This is a genomic window from Dongia sp. (assembly GCF_041910485.1).
Lineage (GTDB): Bacteria > Pseudomonadota > Alphaproteobacteria > Dongiales > Dongiaceae > Dongia.
Map to the genome: position 1 here is coordinate 50,793 of NZ_JAYRQR010000024.1, position 19,763 is coordinate 70,555.

Sequence of the window (19,763 nt, forward strand, 5' to 3'; positions counted from 1 at the left end):
CGCGTGTGGCGCCATGCTTACCGAACCAGAAGATGGAAATGAGCGGCGTCGTCCCATGAAAACGATCCGTTCGCTTCCCTGATCAATTCCGGAAAGTGACCGGGTACAATTCTATCCGCATCCGTCATAATCCGCTGGATGCTGGCTGTTCCGTCTTCGATGGAGCCGAAGGCCATCTCGCAGCGGCAGATGATCGTCTCCTTGACGTATTTGATGGCGTCACCGGCAAGAATGACACTGCCATTGTCTTCTGTCTCAAGCCGAAGCGCATGGCTTCCCGGCGTGTGCCCTGGCGTCGCGAAGTGCGTGATGCAATGGTCGATCTGGCCCTCGCCGTCGATCAGCTCAACGCGCCCCTGGGACAGTTGGTCGAGAATGCCCCACGGCAGCAGGACATCTTTCGGGTGGGGGTTCCTGGCATATTCCCATTCGCGCGCGCTTAAAACAAAGCGCGCATTGGGGAAAAGGTCTATGTTATGGGCGTGATCGAAATGGAGATGGGAGAGGAAGACGGTCTGGATGTCGTTTGGCGCCACACCTCTTTCGCCAAGGGCCTTCAGCAATCCCAATCGAGAGATATAGCCGCCCGTATCGAAGAGCATCGGACCGGAAGCGGCATGAATGAGTGTAACATTCGCTAGGCCAAGGAAATCATCCTGCAGACGCAGGCTGTTGCCGTGGACGATAATTTCATAAGTAGGTTTCATTAGGCCCTCGTCCAAAATGAGACAGTGAAGCATCCCGCCTTCAAGCATTGTATCCGAGCTTCGTCGCGACAAGCTCGGCCAATGCCAGGGACGATGTCAGTCCCGGTGATTCAATGCCGAACAGATTTACCAGTCCGCTTATGCCATGATCTGTGGGGCCCTCGACGATGAAGTCGGCGGATTCCTCGCCTGGACCGCTGATCTTCGGGCGAATTCCGCTATAGGTCCAATGTAACTCCCGGTCCATGACCGATGGCCAATAGAGACGGACGGCGTCGTAGAAGGCACCGACGATGCTGGTGTCGGCGGTGTAGTCGGGCCCATCGACCCAATGCAGGTCCGGGCCGAGCCGCATGCGGCCGGCAAGGTCGAGAGTGACGTGAACGCCGAGTCCGCCGGCAACAGGAAGCGGATAGATGAGATGTTTGAAGGGCGTAGCGCCCGAGACAGACAAATAATTGCCCTTGGCGAAACGTCTTTTGGGAACCCGAGCATTGGGATATCCATTCGTGCTCCCGGCAATCAAAGGCGCATTGAGACCTGCCGCGTTCACCAGGGTTGCACATTTCAGCGTTATTGAATCTGTGCCGGCCGTTGTCACTTCAAATCCGCCGTCCCGGCAGCTAACCGTTTCGACGGGGCTCCGAAAGGCGATTTGGGTGCCGTGTTCTTCCGCCTCTCCCTGCAGAGAGAGCATCAAGGCATGGCTGTCGACAATGCCCGATGAAGGGGAGAACAGGCCCGCCTTGCAGACTACCTCCGGCTCGAGGCGTGCCACGGCCGCTGTATCGAGCCAAGCCAGATCGGTCACGCCGTTGGCAATGGCTTTTGCCTGCAGCGCGTGGAGAGCCGCAATCTCGGCTTCTGTCACGGCAACAATGACTTTGCCGATGGCTTTGGCGGGGACGGCACGATCGGCGCAGTAGCGATAGAGTGCTCCTCGCCCCTCGACACAAAGCCGGGCCTTCAGGCTGCCGCTCGGATAATAAATGCCGGCATGGATCACCTCCGAATTCCGGGAAGAGGTGTGCATGCCGATGTGATCCTCCGCCTCTAAAACGAGAACCTCTTTGCCCGCCACGGCGAGGCGCCGCGCGATCGCAAGGCCCACAACGCCAGCCCCTATTACGATTGTCTCAATATCGAAATTCATCCCCCACCTGTGTGTTTTGGCCATTCCTGACAAAATGATCTACAAAATTGTTGACAACTTTGTCGCCGTGATCTCAGATCATTGCAAGTGTGGAAAACACACATCGAGTTTGTCTGGGGGGAGAGCAGGTTGGGTCAGCTTGTTGCGAATGGCATTTCCGTTCATGTGAACGATGCCGGTCCGCAGGATCGGCCCGCGATCGTCATGAGCAACAGCCTTGCGGCCGACCTCGGCATGTGGGATGCGCAGGCTGAGGCCCTTGCCAAGACATATCGGGTTCTGCGTTTCGATGCCCGCGGCCACGGCCGAACGCAAGCGACCCCGGGCGACTACACACTCGACCTGCTTGTCGACGACGTCATCGCGCTTCTCGACGCCCACGGAATCCAGAAAGCCCATTTCGTCGGGCTGTCATTGGGCGGCATGATTGGGCAACGGATCGCCGAAAGAGCGCCGGACAGGATTGCGAGCCTCGTCCTGTGCGCCACATTTGCCGAAGCGCCGTTCGACCTTTGGGATCAGCGCGTTACAACGGTGCGCAAATCGGGCATTGCCCCGCTTATCGACGGTACGCTGCTAAGGTGGTTTACACCGGCCTTCGCCGAGACATCGCCACATATCGTCGACAAAGCGCGACGCATGATCGCCGCGACGTCGGTCGATGGATATGCCGGCTGTGCGGCAGCCATCCGGGACATGGATCTCAAGACGGCGCCGGAAAGTATCAAGATGCCGACGCTTATTCTTGCGGCGGAGAACGATCCGTCCGCTACCCCGGAAATGATGAAACACCTTCACGCGCGCATATCAGGGGCAGAGTTCCAACTGCTGCCGGCTTGCGCGCATGTCTTCACGATGGAACGACCGACCGACGCAACGGGCGCAATCGGATCATTCCTCGAACGAAATTGGCGTGCCTAAGAAACGGTCGGCAGGGGCCGGCCGTGAAAAGACCCAGAATAGGGTTCGAACGGAGGAGGAAGTCCTACATGAGCGAAGATATTAAGAATGAGACGCCGACAGCGGGTCTCAGCCGTCGCCGGCTCCTGACCGCAACCAGCGGCGCATTGGCAACTGCCGGCGTACTTGGTTCCACTTTCGCGATGCCGCACCTGGCGAGAGCCGAGGGCAAGAAGGTGCGCGTCGGCCTTGGACTGAACTATGGTCCCTTCAATCAGCCCTGGCGGCGTGGATGCTATACGCTGCTCAAGAAAGTCGTCGAAATGGGCGGCGAGCCGGTCACGGTTCGCGGAACGCCCAGCAAGCAGAGCGAGCAGGATTCAGCCCGCACGCTTCTCGACCGGGACATCGATGTTCTCGTACTCGGCATCTATTCGCTTGAGTCGGAAACCGCATTCTTGGTCGATGAGGCGAAGAAGCGCAATATCAAGACCGTCGGCTTTGCCGTTCCGGTCAAGGATTCGCCCTTTGTCACGGAAGATACGTACGGAACCGGTGCGACGCTTTCGTACCACGTTCTTAACGTCACCGGTCGGCAGGGGACATTCGTTCAGACCGCTGAGAGCAAGGGTTTCTATACGCCCTTTGATCAAGAAGCAGACCAATTCGCCCTGATGGCGAGCTATGAGCCGCGCATGAAGGTATTGCCCTTCATGTCCGGCAGCGTCTCGACGCAGGACCAGATTTCGAAGGGTCGCGAAAACGTCCTTTCGTTGCTGCAGGCCAACCCCGAACCGGGTTCGCTCACCGGAATCATCTCGTGGTGGTGGCCACTGACCATCGGCGCCGCACAGGCCCTGCAGCAGATGGGCCGCACGGATGTCCGGATATTCAATCACTATTTCTCCAACCAGCTCCTTGAAGAGATGATCAAGCCGAACTCGCCGGTCGAATTCTCGACCGACGTGCCGTGGCATCTGATGGGCGAACAGGTCGCAGATATTGCGATGAAGCTCGGCCGCGGCGAGGAAGTGCCGAACTATCAGAGCCGGGTCCCGGTGACTGCGATCCTCAAGAGCGAGGCATCGAAGGCCCTGGATGAGGTCAAGAAGATGGATGACGAAGCCATCGCCTTCCTGAAGCAATACAACGGTTAAGCCTCCCTGTGATGACTCTGGGGCGAGCCCTAGGCTCGCCCCTATTGTCACGAAATCAGCGAAGAGCAAGGAAAAAACCATGCCCGTCGTACAGGTCAATTTGAAAAGCGGCAGAACCGTCGAGCAGAAGCGGGAGATCGTGCGACGCATGACCGATGCCCTGGTCGAAGTGTGTGGTGCTGTCGAAGAACGGGTGCATGTCATCATCAACGAAGTCGATGAAGACAGTTGGGGACGCGGCGGAAAGCTGCTGTCGGATCTGAAATAACGACGATTGCAATACGGAGGGCAACGATGACCGGACGTCTCGCGGGTAAGCGCATCATCATTACAGGCGCTGTGAGCAACATCGGAAAAGAGGCGGTGAAAGCCTTTGTGGCTGAGGATGCCAAAGTCGTCATTGGCGACCGGGATGAAGCCGGTGCCGCCACGGCACGTGAATTCGGTGCCGCCGCGCATTTCATCAAGGTCGACGTCACTTCCGAAGAGAGCGTCAGAAACTTGATCGAGCAAGGCGTCGCCTGGCTCGGGGGGCTCGATGTTCTATGTCAGAATGCCGGATTGCAGCATTCCGGCGCAGTGACCGAATTCGAGGCGGCAAAATGGGATGCGCTGTTCAATGTGAATGCGCGCGCTCATTTCTTCGGCGCCAAATATGCCGTGCCGCATCTGCGCAAGGGTAAGACGGGGTCAATCATCAATACCGCCTCGCTGGCTGGCAAACGCGGCGGTTCGGGCATGACGGCCTACTCGGCCTCGAAGGGTGCCGTTATCGCCTTCACGACGGCTTTGGCCATGGAACTGGCGCCCGACAACATTCGCGTCAACGCTATCTGCCCGGGCTGGGTCGATACGGCCTTCAATCAGCCGGCGATTAACTTCATGGGTGGCACAGCGCAGCAGGCCAAAGTCGTCGCAGCCGTCGTTCCTTTGGGCCGGCAAGCCGTCTCAAGTGAGATTGCACCGATGTTCGTCTACTTAGCGTCGGATGAATCCTCATACATGACCGCTCAGGCGATCACGATCGACGGTGGCGTTTACAATTCATGATCTCCCGGTATGCGGCCTGCGTTGAGCGCTCGAGGGAATTCAGATGTCAGCAATAGCGAACGAGAGCAATTCCAAGGAGGCTCGTATGGCGACCAGCAGCAAAGATAAGTCGGCAACCACGCTCGTCAACTTTCTGCGGCGCTGGGGCACGATCGCGGTGATTGTATTGACGGGTGTGGGGTTTGCCTTCGCTTCCCCGTACTTCTTCACATTTTCGAACTTCAACAACATTCTGTTCTCGATGATCGTGAGCTGCCTGGTCTCAGTCGGCCTGACATTCGTCGTCATCGGCGGAAGCTTCGATCTGTCTGTCGGCTTGACTGTGACGGCAAGCTCGATTGTGACGGCCTATCTCATCCCCATTCTGGGGCCTTGGGGAGCCATTGCCGGTGCGCTCTGCGCGGGTGCCTGCATCGGACTTATCAATGGCTTTCTTGTGACCTACGGCCGGCTTTCCGGCATCGTGGTCACACTGGGCATGATGTTTGTCCTGGGTGGCATAAATATCTTTCTGACCGACGGGTATCAGGTTGCGGTCGACTACAGCGAGGCCGCGTTCCTCTTCATCGGTCAGGGGAAGATCGGGATTGTTGCATTCCCCGTGATCATCTTGCTGGTCGTTGTGGCGATCATGCATATCGTCGCTACCCGGACCAAACCCGGTCACTATATCACAGCCGTCGGCGACAATCCGATGGCTGCCTACTACTCGGGCGTCAAAGTCTACAATTGGCTGATCCTGGCCTTCATCCTGGCGGGCATCATGTCGTCGATCGGCGGTGTGATTTTGACATCGGTCTCGACCTCGGCGCAGCCGGTTGGCGGCGAAGGCTATCTGCTGGAAGCATTTGCTGCAGTCTTCCTCGGCGCCACCGTTCTCGGGAAGGGGAAGCCGCACGTTTTCGGCACCATACTCGGTGTGTTCTTTCTGTACATGGTGACGTCCGGCATGAACATGGTCGGCTTCCCCTTTGCCGCGCGTCAGCTTTTCTCTGGCATCATTCTCATTCTGGCGGTTGGCGCCAATGCCATGCTGAACCGCGAAGAAATCCACTTGAAGTTCATCTGACCACGGGAGCGAAGCATGACGGAAGCGCTTCTCGAGGTTCGAGACCTCACCAAGGAATTCAGTGGCACAAAGGTTCTCAAAGGCATTTCGCTCGGATTCAAACGCGGCGAAGTGCATGGCCTTCTCGGTGAGAACGGCGCCGGCAAGAGTACGCTGATCAAGATTCTGACTGGCGTTTACGGAGCCAGCAGCGGGGAGATCCTGCTGGATGGTCACCCCGTTCGTATCCACAATCCGCTGGATGCCCATAGGCTGGGTTTAGGCGCTGTTTACCAGGATGCCGAGCTGATTGGTGGTTTCACAGTAGGGCAGAACGTACTGCTGGGGAATGAACCCGGCGGTGGGTTCATCAGCTACGACAAAACTCATGCCGAAGCACAGGCGATCTTCGATGAGATCGGCATCAAGATAGATGTTAATCGGCAGGCCAAATCTCTCTCAGCCGCCGAAATGCAGTTGGTAACTCTGGGGACCCTGTTCCACAGGAAGTACAAAGTCATCATTCTGGACGAACCGACAGCGCGCCTATCGGCCGCAGAGGTCGAGCTTCTGTTCCAGATCATTCAGAACTTTCTCGCCCAGCACGTAACCATCATCTACATCTCGCATCGGCTAGACGAGATCAAAAGGATTTGCGACCGGGTGACAATTCTGCGTGGCGGGCACGTTTCCGCCACGCTCAATCGGGACGAAATCAGCGAAGAGCGGGTAACGGAACTGATGGTCGATCGCAGCCGCAGCGATCTGGAAACCTATAACACACGGCGGTCGAGCGCCGAAATCGTGCTGGAGACGGAAGACCTGCAAACCGCGAAGCTCAAGCCAATCTCGCTCCGCATACGCGCTGGAGAAGTCCTGGGAATCACGGGGCCGGTCGGCGGCGGTATGGAGCAGATCGAGCTGGCGCTGGGCGGCATTCTCCGCAGTGGCGGAACAGTCAAAATTGATGGCAAGCCGATTGTCATCTCAAGCCCGCCGACGGCGCGGACCGCTGGTGTCGCTGTCATTCCTGAGGACCGTCGCAAGCAGGCCCTGTTTCCGAACCTGACCATGGCGGAAAACGTATGCTTGCCGGTCCTTTCGATACTGTCGCGCCTTGGCCTCATCAGTGGGGCGAAGAAATCGGCCTATGCAGATGCGGTCATGAACCAGCTCAACGTCAATCCGCGTCAGCCGAATACGGCCGCCAAGTTCTTTTCAGGTGGCAATCAGCAAAAGGCCGTCATCGGCAAATGGTTGAAAGCGACCGCGCGGGTCTATGTCTTTGTCGAACCAACATCGGGTGTCGACGTTGGAGCGATCAAGGAAATTTACGACATTATCTTGCGCATGGCGGAAGGCGGCGCTGCCGTCATCGTAATCTCGTCTTCGACCAAGGAAATTCTCTCGCTTGCCGAGCGGGTCCTGGTCATTCGCAACGGAACCGTCGTTCACGACGCCCGCAAGACGGACTGCAACTACGACCAGATCCTGGCGATCTCCATGGGGGGACGCGGGGCAAACATCGCTGCCTAAACAAGGAGGAAAAAATGGCAATTTCTGCAGACAAGATCCAAGCTGGGCTTCAGGCCGGCCTAAAGAAGGCGCGTGAGTTGAACTCGCCGTCAAGCATCGCCATCGTCGATGGCGGCCGCAATCTCGTTGGATTCATTCGCATGGAGGGGGCGCTGCTGGCCAGCATAGAGATATCTCAGGGGAAGGCCTACACCTCTGCCTCGATGAATATGAAGACCGGCGACATCATGGGCTTGGTGCAACCTGGTGGCCCGCTCTATGGAATGGAAACATCGCATCGGCAGCCGTTGATCGTGTTTGCTGGCGGTGTCCCTGTTGCCAATGGTGGCGGTGCCGTGGGGGTTGCGGGCGGTATGCCGCCGGATGACGAAGCCATCGCCGCAGCGGCTGCGGCCGCCATGGCAGGTTGAACGAAGGTATGGCAATCGCCCGGTTTCAAATTGGAACCGGGCGATTTCGTTGCGAGCCGATCGGTCAGGCCCGCACAACGATGACAGCGCCACAGGCGACGAGCGCGGCACCGAACAGACGAAAGACGCTAATCGGATTGCTATTGGCGCCCAGAAGGCCGAAATGGTCGACAAGGAGCGCGCCGGCCATCTGGCCGGCAATGATCAGGCAGATTGCCGTTGTCGTTCCGATATGGCCGACGCTGATGATCGCGCCAACGACATAAACGACGCCGAGAAGTCCGCCAAACCAAGCCCATACAGGGACCGCGGAAAGGCGATCGGCGGCCGGTAACGGTTGCCGAAGGACAAGTTGAATCAGAATGAGGCCAAGGGCAGCGGCGACAAATGAGATGTTGGCCGCCAAGAAAGGACTGCCGACGGCACTTGATAAACGGCCATTTATAAGAGCTTGTATAGGGAGGACAATGCCGGCCGCCAAGGCCAGGATGACGTAGCCTTGCATCGTTCCTACCACTCCGATTTGGCCAGAGGCGCTGCTGGTGGAAAGCCGTAGAGCGTCTCGGCATTGGTCACGAAGATCCTGCGGCGAAGCGCTTCATCTGTTGCCCAACGCAATACCATCTCCGTGAGATCGCCGTCATTGGGCATTGGCACCGGGATTGACGGATGTGGCCAATCGGTGCCCCAAATCACGCGTTCTGGGTTGGCGCTGATCAGGGCCTCCGCAAAGGGAAAGACATCGCTATAGGGCGGCAGACCACGCTCGCGCGTGAAGCGATAACTGCCGCAGAGCTTGGCCCAACCGATACCTTCCGTGACCAATTTGAGGAGGTCGCGGAAGCCGGCATTGCAGATACCTTTGCTGGTTGGAACATGGCCTAGGTGATCGAACACGACGGGAATGCGGAGAGCTTTGACCCGCAAGGCAAGATCTTCGATCGTCGAGACGTCGACCAGGAATTGCAGGTGCCAGCCGATATCGCGGATTCGATCGGCAAGGCGCGTGGCGAGAGCAAAGCTTTCGCCTGGGTTGAAGACGAGATTGATGCGGGCGCCGCGAACGCCTCTCTTGTTCAAGCTGTCCAATTCGGCATCGGTGATATCGGCATCTATAACCACAACTGCCCTCATGGGCAGCGTGGTTTGATCTAGGACCGAAAGGGTCCGCCTGTTGTCGACGCCGTACACACTGGGTTGAACGATGACCGCGCGGTCAAAGCCCAGGACTGAGGCAAGTTCCTCATATGCATCGAGCCCAGCATCCGACGGTGTGTAGGTGCGACCGGGTGCCAACGGGTATCGAGAGGCGGGGCCGAAGACATGAAAGTGAGTGTCGATCGCATGTGCAGGCAACTGCGTGCGCGGCGACCGCGGCTGGAAATCCGGTGGCTCACAGATTGGTATGGTCACGCGGATCCCCGCTGCTATGGCCGGCGTCTTCTCATTCTCCCGGTGTCGGGCGATAGACCGGACCCCTCAGCGACACGCGCTCCAGGAGATGATCGACGAGGTAGTCGGGCACCGCATGCGGGTTGTAGGTCAGGGATTCCTGACCGGGATAGCCGAGCGCTGTTCGCACTTCAGGCGACATGTAGTAGCCACCGGAAGCAGCCAGACTGATGGCACCAAAGGCCTCTGGATCGCTGCGATAGAGATTGTTGAGATCTGCCGACAATGTGTCGGCCCCGATTGTGGCGAGGCCACGGAAGAATGCTTCGACAATGTCGGGGCGAAAAGTCAAGACATCATCAAGCAGCGCGCGATGGACGCCAACAGTTGTGGCGGCCGGGAGATGCTTGTAAGCGGGAATCAGCAGATCGGCGATCTGACCGAAAACGTCCCGCATGGCTGGGGTCAGTTGAGTCGATGCGGACATTATGCGGCCTCCTGATTGCGGCGCTCGGCAATCAGCCGACGCGATTGGCGAAGGGCGACAGTCATGATGGTGGCAGTCGGATTGAGGCCTGCGGAAGTGGGAAAGGTGCTGCCATCGAAAACAAAGAGATTGGGCACGTCGTGGGTTTGACCCCACTCATTGACGACCGAAGCGTTTCGGTCGGTACCCATCACAGTGGTGCCGAGAAGATGCCAGCCCGTATCGCGCATCTGGTGAACCACCGATACTTCGATGGCACCACCTGCCTTGCATGCCTCGACACATTTATCTTCATGGAATTTCAGCATGCGATTGGAATTCTCCGAAACTTTATAGATCAGCTTCGGTGCTGGGATCCCGTCCGTATCGGTTAGATCGGAATCGAGGAGAACCTGGTTCGACTCTTCGGGCAGATCCTCGCCGATAATTCCCCAGACCAATGTGTGACCAAAGCGACGCAGGACCAGATCGTGAAGGTTGGTACCCCACATGTCTTCGACCCGCGCATTGGGATCGGTGAAGACTTTCGACCCGACGAAACTCGTCGCGCCAAGCGGGCCGCCACCCGGCATTGCGCCCCACTTCGCGCCGCGCACGAAGCCGCGACTTTCATCCGTTTCGTAGAATTCGTAGGATGAGATATTCTGACCAAATGGCCCGCGCCAGGATTCCAGATCGTCCTCGAAGGTTGCTTGAATGGCGGAAAAGGGGTGCATCATCAGGCGCTTGCCCACCAAGCCGCTCGAATTCGCCATGCCATTTGGAAATTTGGCCGAGCGCGACAGCAGGAGCAAACGCGGCGTGCCGACGCCATTGGCGCAGAGAATGACGACACTTGCTTTCTGGCGTCGTTCGCGACCGTTCTCGTCAATGTAGATCGCTCCAGTCGCAAGGCCCCGATCGTCGACCGTAATTTCCCGCACGCGCGCACCCGTCACCAGGCGCGCGCCAGCTTTGATCGCATGGGGCCAGTGGGTGATGTCAGTTGTCGATTTGGCACCCTCGGGGCACCCGCTCATGCAGGTCCCACGCCGCACGCAGGCATTCAGCCCATTGTAGGCCACCGACGGTATGGCATTCGTTCCCGGCCACCAATGCCATCCCATCTTGTCCATGCATTCGGCCGCCTTGCGGCCGACCTTGCCGATCGGCAGGGGTGGGGTCGGATAGGGCATCTTGGTCGGATATGCGGGATTTCCAGCCAAGCCGGACACACCGACTTCGCGCTCGATCTCCTCCAGGAACGGTGCCAGATCTTCATATGAAAACGGCCAGTCATCAGCGACGCCGTCGAGTGAGCGCACCTTGAAATCCGATGGTAGGAAAGGGGTCCAATGCCCAGCATAAAGAGTAGCGCTGCCTCCGACGCCGCAAAACATCAATGGGTTGACGTCGGATTCGGTGGTGTTGATCGGGTAGTCGCGCGGCATGTCCCGGAAGTTGGGGTTGGGATGCCATTGCTTTTGCGTCACCAGTTCCCATTCCGGCCGCCGCCCGGGATAGCGATTGGCGTCCGGCATATGACCCTGCTCGAGGCAAACGACCTTGAATCCGGCCTGGGCCAGGTGCTTTGCTGTGACTGACCCCGAGGGACCAGCGCCAATGATCAGAACGTCTGCAGTTTCGTCGCGACCGGGCCGCGAGGCGCCGGTGGGCTGCGTGATTGCCATGACTTCCTCCCAGGAAGAGCTAAGTTTTTATTTTGGTGTGGGCTTAAAGATGGGGCCCCTGTCTATGACCTGCTGCAGCATCCCGTTGCTCACATATTCCGGAACGGCGTCGGGGTTGGCTTCGGGTCGGCTTTGCTGACCGGGATATCCGATCAGCTCGCGAACGCGCGGTGTCATGTAGTATCCGGCTGATGCGATCAGACCGATCGCCGTCAAGGCTGCACCATCCGTCCGATTGAGATGGTTTGCAGCGTCATACGCATCCTTTCCGACAGCGGCGGTCAGCCCACGCAAGAAATTCTCACGCAGGTCCGGGCGCAGGCTGAGAACATGGTCGAGCATTTCGCCATGCACATTCATCTCGCTGGCAGAGGGCATGCCCTCTGCATTCGGGATGAGGATGTCGGCAATTTTCGAGAAAATATCGCGGAGTTGGGGGTCGAGCGAGCTCATGCGGCCACCTTTTGATTACGACGATTGGCGATGAGATGCTTCACTGATCTAAGTGCGATCGCCGAAATTGTCCCCGTCGGATTGAAGCCGGATGACGTGACAAAGACACTGCCGTCATAGATGAATAGATTCGGGACGTCGTGGCTCTGGCCATACTGGTTTACGACAGAACGGGCTGGATCGGTGCCCATGCGGCAAGTGCCCATCAGGTGCCAACCGCAATCTCGCATAAGCGGCGTTGTTGAGATGTCGACAGCTCCGGCCGCCTGCATAGCCTCTTTCGCGCGCGCAAGATGAAAGTCGATCATCTTCTTCGTGTTATCAGAGTTCTTGTAGATGATCTTTGGCGCCGGAATGCCATCGCTGTCTGTTAGCACGGGGTCGAGTACCACGGCGTTCGACTCGTCTGGCAGATCCTCGGCGATAATTCCCCATTCGAAAGAGCGACCGAACACCTTCTTAGTATTGCGATGGAGGTTGGCGCCCCATGCTTCTTCAAGCGGCTTGCCACCATATGCGGCGCGCATCCCAAGGGGGCCACCCGACGGCATGACCTGCCATTTGGCGCCGCGAACGAATCCGCGAGATTTGTCGGTTTCATAGAACTGCATGGATTGAATGGTTTGTCCGGCCGGCCCCAGCCAGCTTTCCAGCGGCTCCGCGAAGTAACCGGTCACGGCCGCATAGGGATGCATCATCAAGTTCTTGCCGACAAGGCCTGACGAGTTGGCGAGGCCGTTCTGGAATTGTCCGGACTTGGACAGCTGCAGGAGCCGAGGTGTACCGACGCCATTGGCGCAGACGATGACGATTCCGGCCTTCTGGTGGCGCTCACGCCCAGTTCGATCGATATAGGTCGCGCCGTTCGCAAGTCCCTGGTCATTGACCGTAACCTCACGGACGCGAGCACCCGTTATCAGGACGACGCCGTTCTTTAGGGCGTCAGGCCAATGCGTGTGGTCGAAGGAAGCTTTGGCCCGTTCGGGGCATCCGGTCAGGCAGGTACCCCAACGAACACATTGATTCCGGCCATTGTAGGGCTTCGAGGGAATGGCATTGGGTGCCGGCCACCAATGCCAGCCAAGCTTGTTCATGCCTTCGGCGGCCTTCATGCCGATCTTGCCGATGGGCAGCGGCGGCAAGGGTGCCGCTGTACCAGCTGGGTAGGCCGGGTCGCCATTCAACGCGGAGACCCCCATTTCCCGATCCATCTGATCGTAGAAGGGTTCGAGGTCTTCGTAGGTGAAGGGCCAATCGTCGGCGACGCCATCGAGAGTCTTCACGCGGAAATCCGACGGCATGAAGCGTTGCCAGTGTGCGGCGTAAAGAATCGTACTGCCACCAACCGCACTGTACATCAACGGATTGACGTCGGAATCCGATGTATCGACGGGATAGTCTTGCTCCAGGTCCCGCACGTTGGGATTGGGGTGCCAGCGTTTCTGCGACATCAATTCCCATTCCGGCTTATTGCCCCAGAATTCGGAATTGTCGACCCGGCCACCTTGCTCGAGACAGACGACGCTGAAGCCATTTTCCGACAGGTGCCTAGCCGCAATAGAGCCAGATGCTCCGGCGCCGATGATCAGTACATCAGCGACCTTGGGCGGCTTGGTGCCACTCGATGTCATGGTGTTTCTCCCCAGAAATGCTCGCCTTTCCGGCGTAGCGATTGGCTTTCCTGAGGTCACACAATGGCACACGAAAAGTCGGCTGACAATATTGTCGACATTATGGTTGACATCTTTGTCCGCGAGCCCTTGTATGGACCTCGGGAGAATATACAAGTCGCAATCGCCGTCGACAGGGCATAAGCCCGCGTTCCAAGAACGAGCGATTGCAAGGGGAGCCAATGCATATCGCTGTCATACTTCGTATTGTACCTGATCTGGCTGAAGAGCTGGAAATAGCCGCCAATGGCTATGAAATTGATCGGGAATGGGTCGGCCTGAAACTCAACGAGTTCGACGACCACGCGCTGGAAGAGGCCGTTCTAATCAAGGAACAGGCGGGAGCCAAAGTGACAGCCATCGCGTTGGCCGGCGATGGGGCCGAGCGGCAATTGCAGACTGCCATTGCCCGCGGTGCAGACGACGCGCTCCTGGTGCAACATGAAATCGAAGGTGTCATCGGCTCGAGAACGGCTGCGCATCTCTTGAAATCCGCGATTCTGGAAATTGGCGCAGATGTGGTTCTCACTGGTGTTCAAACGCCAGAAGATGTCTTTGGGCAGCTTGGGCCGTTCCTGGCCGGTGCCCTCGGCTGGCCGTCGGTCAATGCTGTCAATGGCGTTGCGGCAGCAGGCAGCACACTCACTGTGGCGCAAGAATATAGCGGTGGCTATTCCTCCAAATTCACGGTGAATCTCCCAGCTGTACTAGGCATTCAGACAGCTTCCAAACCGCCGCGATATGTTTCGGGAAGCAAGCTTCGCCAAGCGACCTCGGCAACGATCGCCACAACCAAATCAGCGGTACCGGCAGAGTATATGGCGCAAGCTTCACTTCGATTGAGCATGCCGGAACGTGCGACGACCGTTGAAATGTTGACAGGCAATGCCGAGCAAGTGGCCGAAAAGCTGGTCGATATGCTTGTCGAGCGCGCGTTGCTGGAGGCGTGAGCATGAAAGTTCTCGTATACATCGATCTACTCGACGGCAAACCGACGGCGATTGCCCGCGAGCTGGCAAATGGTGCCAAGCAACTCGCCGGCAGCGATGGAACGGTCGAGCTGGCCTATTTTGGCCAGGATGCAAACGCGGTCAAAGACCTTGGCGCAAACAAGATTCTGCTGGGGCCGGGGGCTGGGCCAATCTACAATCCAACCATTCATGGCGCATACCTCGACGCGGCAATCGACCAAAGCAAGCCGGACTTGGTCCTGCTCGGCTACACGACATCGGGGCTCGATCTCGGGCCTGTCGTGGCGATGCGCCGGAATTTGCCCGTCCTCAGCTATTGCACGGCCGTGCGGGTCGCAGATGGAAGGGTTGAGGTGGACAGTCAGATCTATGGCGGCAAGCTGATATCGACAGCACAGGCTGCACTTCCATCCATTCTGCTCGTCAACGCAGGCGCATTTAGAGAAGCTGACGGAACACCGAACCAATCCGCTGACATCGTCGAATTGCCGCCGATTACTTCGTCCGCAAATGTCGAATTTGTCTCGGCAACCCAGCCGGATCCAAATGCCGTCGATATTACGAAAGCAGCAAGGTTGCTTTGTGTCGGACGTGGTATAGGCGATGAAGATTCCATCGAGGAAGCACGCGAAGTTGCGGGTTTGTTGTCGGGAGAACTCGTCGGCAGTCGCCCCATCATCGACGCTGGCTGGCTGCCCAAGGAGCGGCAGGTGGGTAAATCCGGCCGCAAGGTCAAGCCAAAGCTCTACCTAGCGTTGGGCGTATCCGGTGCGCCTGAACATATCGAGGGCATGGGCAGCGCCGACGTCATCGTTGCAATCAACACCGATGCCAAAGCCCCCATCTTCGACCATGCACATATAGGTGCAAATGTCGATATTGCCGACTTCCTGCCCGCCTTCAAGGAAGCCATTTCCAAGAAAGTAAGCTGAAGTGCCCGTTAGCCAAGTCGCGCTCATCTGTCTTCTGGCAGCGACGCTCGCCATCTCCGGTTTTAGATTCTATCGTGTGCTGGCACCTGTTTTTCGGGCGCCAAAAGTGAACCGGCTGGACAAGCCGCTTGAACGAATCGAAGGCGTTGTTGTCGATGTAGGCATGCATCGGCGTCTCTTTCGCAAGAGATACTCCGGCACCCTTCATGCGCTGATGTTCTGTGGATTCATCGTCCTTTTCACGGCGATCATACAGAGCTTCGGGTCCGGCCTCATTCCGGGTTTCTCCTTGTCGCCCATCGGAGGAGACAGTTGGATCGCCCTTGGACAAGATATCTTTGCCATCCTTGTGGTTGTCGCTCTGAGCATGGCGGCTTATCAGAGGGCTGTTCTGAAACCAGCTAGATTCCAAGGATCGAACGCGACTGACGCTTGGGTGATCTATGGCTTGGTCAGCTGTGTCGTCGGGACGATGTTGCTAGAGAACGCCTTTCATATTGCATCGGTCGGCTACGCGTCGCCTTGGCGACCAGTCAGCAGTGCTATCGCCGGCATGCTCGGCTCATTTCAACTGTCTCAGCCTGCGGCCGAGTTCGGCGCGGAGATCTTTTATTGGGCGCATATCGGGGCGGTCCTGACCTTCTTGATCTATATCCCGGGTTCGAAGCATCGCCATATGTTCATGGCGATACCCAACATCTATCTTCGCAATCTGATGCCCAAGGGTATCATTTCGCCGCTCGCTGCTGGTGATTCCAGCTTGGGAATTTCCGATATCGACCAATTCAATTGGAAACATAAGCTCGATCTCGTTTCCTGCACGGAATGTGGGAGATGCCAAGAAGCTTGCCCGGCTCATGCGGCAGGACTGCCGCTGAGTCCGAAGAAAGTGATCATGGATCTCCGCGATCACATGATTGCCAATGAACAAGGTGGGGCGGAAAAGGTGCCGCTGATCGGCGGCGTCATCAGTCAGGAAACGCTTTGGGCGTGCACTTCATGTCGCGCCTGCATGGAAGCCTGTCCAGTCCGCATTGAGCCGATGACGAAGATCATCGAGATGCGCCGCAGCCTGGTTGAAGATGGCGCTGTTGAGCCGTTGTTGCAGGATTCTCTCTCAAACCTGCAGCGCAATGGCAATTCACTCGGCAAACCTGCCCGTCAGCGCGCCAAATGGACCAAAGATCTTGGTTTTACAATCAAGGACGCGCGAAAAGAGCCCGTCGACATTTTGTGGTTCGTGGGGGATTACGCCTCATACGATCCACGCATACTGCCGATAACGACCAAGGTTGCACGCACGCTTCATGAGTGCGGTGTCGACTTCGGAATCCTATATGATACGGAGCAAAACAGCGGCAACGATGTCAGGCGTGTCGGCGAAGAAGTCATGTTCGAGACACTTGCCCGGCATAATATCGAAGCCATCGACGGGTGTTCGTTCAAGCGAATCATGACGACGGACCCGCATAGCCTGAATGCTCTGCGCCAAGAGTATCGTCTCTTCGGTAAAGAATATGAAGTCGTTCACTACACACAGCTTCTCTTGGAGCTGCTTCAGGCTGGGATATTGGCGCCGACGGCATCGGATGGAGGTGTGGTCACCTATCATGACCCATGCTATCTCGGCCGCTATAACAACGGCTTTGACGCACCTCGCGAGATTATTCGACGCTCCGGCTTCAAGCTTCACGAGATGGGTCGGTGCCGCGAGAACAGCTTCTGTTGCGGCGCGGGTGGCGGGCGCATTTGGCTGGACGACAGCAAATCTGTAGAAAGGCCAAGCGAAAGCCGTATCAAAGAGGCTTTGGCCTTGGGTGACGCGAACGTGTTCGTAGTCGCTTGTCCGAAAGACACGGTGATGTATTCTGCCGCCGTTCAGGCGCTGGGTGTCGGGGATCGGATCGTCGTGCGCGACATGATCGACTTGGTGCGTCCGACGATAGCCAGTTAACAGGCCTGACATGCTGGCTCGTAACCCGCTGATGGGCAGAGCCCGCCGATTTAGTCGCTGCACCGACACTACTGGAATCCGCGCATGAAGACGGCCGATTTGATTGAAAAATTGAAATCCGCTGTGGGGGAAGCCGCAGTACTGGTTGAGCCACGTGACATCGAGCCATATACGCGTGACTGGCGCCGAATGTTTGAAGGGCGGCCGGCTTGCGTGGTTCGCCCTGGAAATACGTCGGAAGTGTCTGCGATCCTGCGAGCATGTCATGATTCCGGTGCAACGATTGTTCCCCACGGCGGCAACACAGGCATGGCAGGGGGGGCCACCCCGGATGCCACGGGCACGCAGGTTGTTCTATCCCTTCAGAGAATGGCAGAAATTCGTTCGCTCGACCCCGTTGGCCTCACCATAGAAGTCGAAGCCGGCGCCGTACTTCAAACGGTGAAGGAAGCGGTTGCCGAGACCGGACGCATTCTGCCGATCAGCCTGGCGTCAGAGGGCAGCGCTACAATAGGCGGGATCATATCCACCAATGCTGGCGGCGTGAATGTAGTCCGCTATGGGATGGCCCGGGGCTTGACGCTGGGGCTTGAGGTGGTTCTGGCTGACGGTACGGTGATCAATGGTCTCCGGCACCTGCGGAAGGATAATGCCGGATACGATCTGAAGCAGCTTTTCATTGGCTCGGAAGGTACGCTAGGCGTGGTGACCGCTGCCGTTCTGCGGTTGATGCCAAACGCCCGGCATCGGGTGACGGCCCTGCTGGGCGTTCCCGATGTCTCTGCAGCAATAAAGCTATTCGATTTGGCGATGACTGAAATAGGCGAAGCGATTTCAGCATTCGAGCTTATATCGACGAGTGCCATGAGTCTGATGACCAAGCATTCCGGTCTGGTGCCGCCAATAGCTCCAGCCGGATGGACGATCCTCCTTGAGGCCACTTCCTCCCTGGCTGGATTGCGACCGGCAGCAGAAGCGTTGTTGGAGCAGGGGTTCGACCGAGGATTGGTGTCTGATGGCGTAATAGCGGAATCGGATTCGCAGGCCGCCGGTCTGTGGGCCATGCGTGAACGCCTCAGTGAAGCGGAAGGTTGCGAGGGACCAAGCGTAAAGCATGATGTCTCCGTACCTCTTCCGGCAATGCCCGCGTTTTTGCGTGAGACCGAAGACCTTCTTGCCACCATTGCTCCCAGCGCACGTTTGAATGTCTTCGGCCATTTGGGGGACGGGAATCTGCATACCAATGTCCTGCTCGGTCCCGGCAGTAATCCGAAAGAGATCAATGCCGCGGTACATGATCTTGTGGCCAAATTTAACGGGTCGATCTCGGCGGAGCACGGTGTGGGGCAGTACCGTGTTGATGAGCTGCAACGGCTGAAGCCAGTCGAAGAGTTGCAGTTGATGGTAAAGATTAAAAAGTGCCTCGATCCTGATCGGCTGCTTAATCCCAGTAAAGTTGTGGCCTGATCGCAAGAGGGCAACCGAAGCAGCAGGCGAGTGAACCGACTCTACCAGAGAAGCGCCTTCTGCTCTTGCTGACTCAAGGTAATTTCAGAATCCGGAGCCGATACCTTCTTCTATCGGATCTATAGATAGTTGGCATTTTCCAGCGGGCAACCAATCCGCGATCCTCTCCATGTCGCCAAGGCTCATGATGCGCCTGGCAATCAAGAGTCACATGGAGAATTAGTCATGATTTCCAATGAGAGAAGCCGCCGGAGTATCTGGCGCAAGATGTCGATGGCGGTCATCGCCGGCGGAATTTCGGTGATGGCTGCAAGTGCCGCCCAGGCAGGTTCCTGCCCTGCCAGTCAGATGGGCATTGACGTCACCAAGCCCGGCCCCATGGAGCCCAAAGGCGTGACCGATACGGTGCTCGCCAACACGGATCTGTCAAAAGAAATGGTGGCGCTAGGCGACCATCAGTTCCGCCTGCGTCGCCTCGAGGTTCAGCCCGGCGGCATTGTGCCCTGGCATGCACATGGCGATCGTCCGGCGATGATCTATGTGGTCAGCGGCACCATGGTCGAACATGCCAGCAATTGCGCCGTGCCGATCGTGCACAAGGCCGGCGACGTCGCGCCGGAAACCCATGTCACGTCTCATTGGTGGGAAAACACCGGCAAGAAGAAGGCCGTGCTGATTTCCGTCGATATCCTGCACGATGCGACCGACATGAACATGTAAATCCCCCGGCATGCAGGTACCCCCGTCCGCCTGCATGAGACGCGTGACGCCGCGACCGTCCCTCTCGGCGTCACGCGTCTTCTTTT

General features: G+C 57.7%; 20 protein-coding genes. 12 read left to right on the forward strand and 8 right to left on the reverse strand.

The genetic code is table 11. The features are described 5' to 3' along the window. Positions 1 to 17: 17 nt before the first annotated feature. Together ACE3PP_RS06865 and ACE3PP_RS06870 are read right to left on the reverse strand one after the other, a co-directional pair. Complete coding sequence (locus ACE3PP_RS06865) at positions 18 to 755, reverse strand: MBL fold metallo-hydrolase (protein ID WP_374379595.1); 738 nt, start codon at positions 753 to 755, stop codon at positions 18 to 20. Next, entirely contained in the window at positions 748 to 1,884 is a 1,137-nt protein-coding gene (locus ACE3PP_RS06870; protein WP_374379598.1) for an NAD(P)/FAD-dependent oxidoreductase, read from the reverse strand. The genes ACE3PP_RS06865 and ACE3PP_RS06870 overlap by 8 nt, the downstream gene beginning before the upstream one ends. A 105-nt stretch (positions 1,885 to 1,989) precedes the next feature. Here ACE3PP_RS06870 and pcaD point away from each other — a divergent pair, with 105 nt between their 5' ends. The 7 genes from pcaD (at position 1,990) to ACE3PP_RS06905 (ending at position 7,961) form a co-directional block, all read left to right on the forward strand. Then, positions 1,990 to 2,781: a 3-oxoadipate enol-lactonase gene (gene pcaD / locus ACE3PP_RS06875; protein ID WP_374379601.1), complete on the forward strand. Its 792-nt coding sequence runs from the start codon at positions 1,990 to 1,992 to the stop codon at positions 2,779 to 2,781. Between the two features lie 68 nt (positions 2,782 to 2,849). Continuing rightward, a complete protein-coding gene (locus ACE3PP_RS06880; protein WP_374379604.1) occupies positions 2,850 to 3,917 on the forward strand; it encodes a sugar ABC transporter substrate-binding protein in 1,068 nt (355 codons plus the stop codon). 43 nt (positions 3,918 to 3,960) lie between these two features. After that, positions 3,961 to 4,185 (forward strand): 2-hydroxymuconate tautomerase, encoded by a 225-nt coding sequence (locus ACE3PP_RS06885; protein ID WP_374379876.1) that lies wholly within the window; start codon positions 3,961 to 3,963, stop codon positions 4,183 to 4,185. 26 nt (positions 4,186 to 4,211) lie between these two features. Continuing rightward, complete coding sequence (locus ACE3PP_RS06890; protein ID WP_374379607.1) at positions 4,212 to 4,967, forward strand: SDR family NAD(P)-dependent oxidoreductase; 756 nt, start codon at positions 4,212 to 4,214, stop codon at positions 4,965 to 4,967. A gap of 85 nt (positions 4,968 to 5,052) precedes the next feature. Beyond that, positions 5,053 to 6,036 carry an ABC transporter permease gene (locus tag ACE3PP_RS06895; RefSeq protein WP_374379610.1) on the forward strand — a complete coding sequence of 328 codons (984 nt, stop codon included), beginning with the start codon at positions 5,053 to 5,055 and terminating at the stop codon, positions 6,034 to 6,036. Positions 6,037 to 6,051: 15 nt separating this feature from the next. Beyond that, the gene (locus ACE3PP_RS06900; RefSeq protein WP_374379613.1) at positions 6,052 to 7,551 is read left to right on the forward strand and encodes a sugar ABC transporter ATP-binding protein; all 1,500 of its coding nucleotides are present in this window, start codon (positions 6,052 to 6,054) and stop codon (positions 7,549 to 7,551) included. Positions 7,552 to 7,565: 14 nt separating this feature from the next. Next, a complete protein-coding gene (locus ACE3PP_RS06905) occupies positions 7,566 to 7,961 on the forward strand; it encodes a heme-binding protein (protein ID WP_374379616.1) in 396 nt (131 codons plus the stop codon). A gap of 64 nt (positions 7,962 to 8,025) precedes the next feature. On the opposite strand, the gene ACE3PP_RS06910 is transcribed toward ACE3PP_RS06905, so the two are convergent. Genes ACE3PP_RS06910 through ACE3PP_RS06935 form a run of 6 tightly spaced genes read right to left on the reverse strand, consistent with a single transcriptional unit; the run spans position 8,026 to position 13,750 of the window. Beyond that, entirely contained in the window at positions 8,026 to 8,466 is a 441-nt protein-coding gene (locus ACE3PP_RS06910) for a DMT family transporter (protein WP_374379619.1), read from the reverse strand. Between the two features lie 5 nt (positions 8,467 to 8,471). Beyond that, positions 8,472 to 9,374, reverse strand: a complete 903-nt coding sequence (locus ACE3PP_RS06915) for an amidohydrolase family protein (protein WP_374379622.1) — start codon at positions 9,372 to 9,374, stop codon at positions 8,472 to 8,474. A 31-nt stretch (positions 9,375 to 9,405) separates the two neighbouring features. Then, positions 9,406 to 9,840: a hypothetical protein gene (locus ACE3PP_RS06920; RefSeq protein WP_374379624.1), complete on the reverse strand. Its 435-nt coding sequence runs from the start codon at positions 9,838 to 9,840 to the stop codon at positions 9,406 to 9,408. Continuing rightward, the gene (locus ACE3PP_RS06925; RefSeq protein ID WP_374379627.1) at positions 9,840 to 11,510 is read right to left on the reverse strand and encodes a GMC family oxidoreductase; all 1,671 of its coding nucleotides are present in this window, start codon (positions 11,508 to 11,510) and stop codon (positions 9,840 to 9,842) included. Before ACE3PP_RS06925 ends, ACE3PP_RS06920 begins: the two co-directional genes overlap by 1 nt. A 27-nt stretch (positions 11,511 to 11,537) precedes the next feature. Beyond that, positions 11,538 to 11,963, reverse strand: a complete 426-nt coding sequence (locus tag ACE3PP_RS06930; protein ID WP_374379629.1) for a hypothetical protein — start codon at positions 11,961 to 11,963, stop codon at positions 11,538 to 11,540. Further along, entirely contained in the window at positions 11,960 to 13,750 is a 1,791-nt protein-coding gene (locus tag ACE3PP_RS06935) for a GMC family oxidoreductase (protein ID WP_374379632.1), read from the reverse strand. The genes ACE3PP_RS06930 and ACE3PP_RS06935 overlap by 4 nt, the downstream gene beginning before the upstream one ends. 65 nt (positions 13,751 to 13,815) lie before the next feature. Between ACE3PP_RS06935 and ACE3PP_RS06940 the strand changes: the two genes are divergently transcribed. The 5 genes from ACE3PP_RS06940 to ACE3PP_RS06960 all read left to right on the forward strand — a co-directional run bounded on the left by ACE3PP_RS06940 (position 13,816) and on the right by ACE3PP_RS06960 (position 19,677). Then, positions 13,816 to 14,583 (forward strand): hypothetical protein, encoded by a 768-nt coding sequence (locus tag ACE3PP_RS06940; RefSeq protein WP_374379635.1) that lies wholly within the window; start codon positions 13,816 to 13,818, stop codon positions 14,581 to 14,583. 2 nt (positions 14,584 to 14,585) lie between these two features. Then, on the forward strand, positions 14,586 to 15,536 hold the full coding sequence (locus tag ACE3PP_RS06945; RefSeq protein WP_374379637.1) for an electron transfer flavoprotein subunit alpha/FixB family protein: 951 nt from the start codon (positions 14,586 to 14,588) through the stop codon (positions 15,534 to 15,536). Position 15,537: 1 nt separating this feature from the next. After that, a complete protein-coding gene (locus ACE3PP_RS06950) occupies positions 15,538 to 17,490 on the forward strand; it encodes a heterodisulfide reductase-related iron-sulfur binding cluster (protein WP_374379639.1) in 1,953 nt (650 codons plus the stop codon). Positions 17,491 to 17,574: 84 nt separating this feature from the next. Continuing rightward, positions 17,575 to 18,957, forward strand: a complete 1,383-nt coding sequence (locus ACE3PP_RS06955) for an FAD-binding oxidoreductase (RefSeq protein WP_374379642.1) — start codon at positions 17,575 to 17,577, stop codon at positions 18,955 to 18,957. Positions 18,958 to 19,182: 225 nt separating this feature from the next. Continuing rightward, on the forward strand, positions 19,183 to 19,677 hold the full coding sequence (locus tag ACE3PP_RS06960) for a cupin domain-containing protein (protein ID WP_374379645.1): 495 nt from the start codon (positions 19,183 to 19,185) through the stop codon (positions 19,675 to 19,677). The last annotated feature ends 86 nt before the right edge of the window (positions 19,678 to 19,763 follow it).

Excerpts from the sequence above, each read along its gene's own strand:
- ACE3PP_RS06865 (WP_374379595.1), bottom strand. The coding sequence starts at position 755 with ATGCTTGAAGGCGGGATGCTTCACTGTCTCATTTTGGACGAGGGCCTA.
- ACE3PP_RS06870 (WP_374379598.1), bottom strand. The coding sequence starts at position 1,884 with ATGGCCAAAACACACAGGTGGGGGATGAATTTCGATATTGAGACAATC.
- ACE3PP_RS06880 (WP_374379604.1), top strand. The coding sequence starts at position 2,850 with ATGAGCGAAGATATTAAGAATGAGACGCCGACAGCGGGTCTCAGCCGT.
- ACE3PP_RS06890 (WP_374379607.1), top strand. The coding sequence starts at position 4,212 with ATGACCGGACGTCTCGCGGGTAAGCGCATCATCATTACAGGCGCTGTG.
- ACE3PP_RS06895 (WP_374379610.1), top strand. The coding sequence starts at position 5,053 with ATGGCGACCAGCAGCAAAGATAAGTCGGCAACCACGCTCGTCAACTTT.
- ACE3PP_RS06900 (WP_374379613.1), top strand. The coding sequence starts at position 6,052 with ATGACGGAAGCGCTTCTCGAGGTTCGAGACCTCACCAAGGAATTCAGT.
- ACE3PP_RS06905 (WP_374379616.1), top strand. The coding sequence starts at position 7,566 with ATGGCAATTTCTGCAGACAAGATCCAAGCTGGGCTTCAGGCCGGCCTA.
- ACE3PP_RS06910 (WP_374379619.1), bottom strand. The coding sequence starts at position 8,466 with ATGCAAGGCTACGTCATCCTGGCCTTGGCGGCCGGCATTGTCCTCCCT.
- ACE3PP_RS06920 (WP_374379624.1), bottom strand. The coding sequence starts at position 9,840 with ATGTCCGCATCGACTCAACTGACCCCAGCCATGCGGGACGTTTTCGGT.
- ACE3PP_RS06925 (WP_374379627.1), bottom strand. The coding sequence starts at position 11,510 with ATGGCAATCACGCAGCCCACCGGCGCCTCGCGGCCCGGTCGCGACGAA.
- ACE3PP_RS06930 (WP_374379629.1), bottom strand. The coding sequence starts at position 11,963 with ATGAGCTCGCTCGACCCCCAACTCCGCGATATTTTCTCGAAAATTGCC.
- ACE3PP_RS06940 (WP_374379635.1), top strand. The coding sequence starts at position 13,816 with ATGCATATCGCTGTCATACTTCGTATTGTACCTGATCTGGCTGAAGAG.
- ACE3PP_RS06945 (WP_374379637.1), top strand. The coding sequence starts at position 14,586 with ATGAAAGTTCTCGTATACATCGATCTACTCGACGGCAAACCGACGGCG.
- ACE3PP_RS06955 (WP_374379642.1), top strand. The coding sequence starts at position 17,575 with ATGAAGACGGCCGATTTGATTGAAAAATTGAAATCCGCTGTGGGGGAA.
- ACE3PP_RS06960 (WP_374379645.1), top strand. The coding sequence starts at position 19,183 with ATGATTTCCAATGAGAGAAGCCGCCGGAGTATCTGGCGCAAGATGTCG.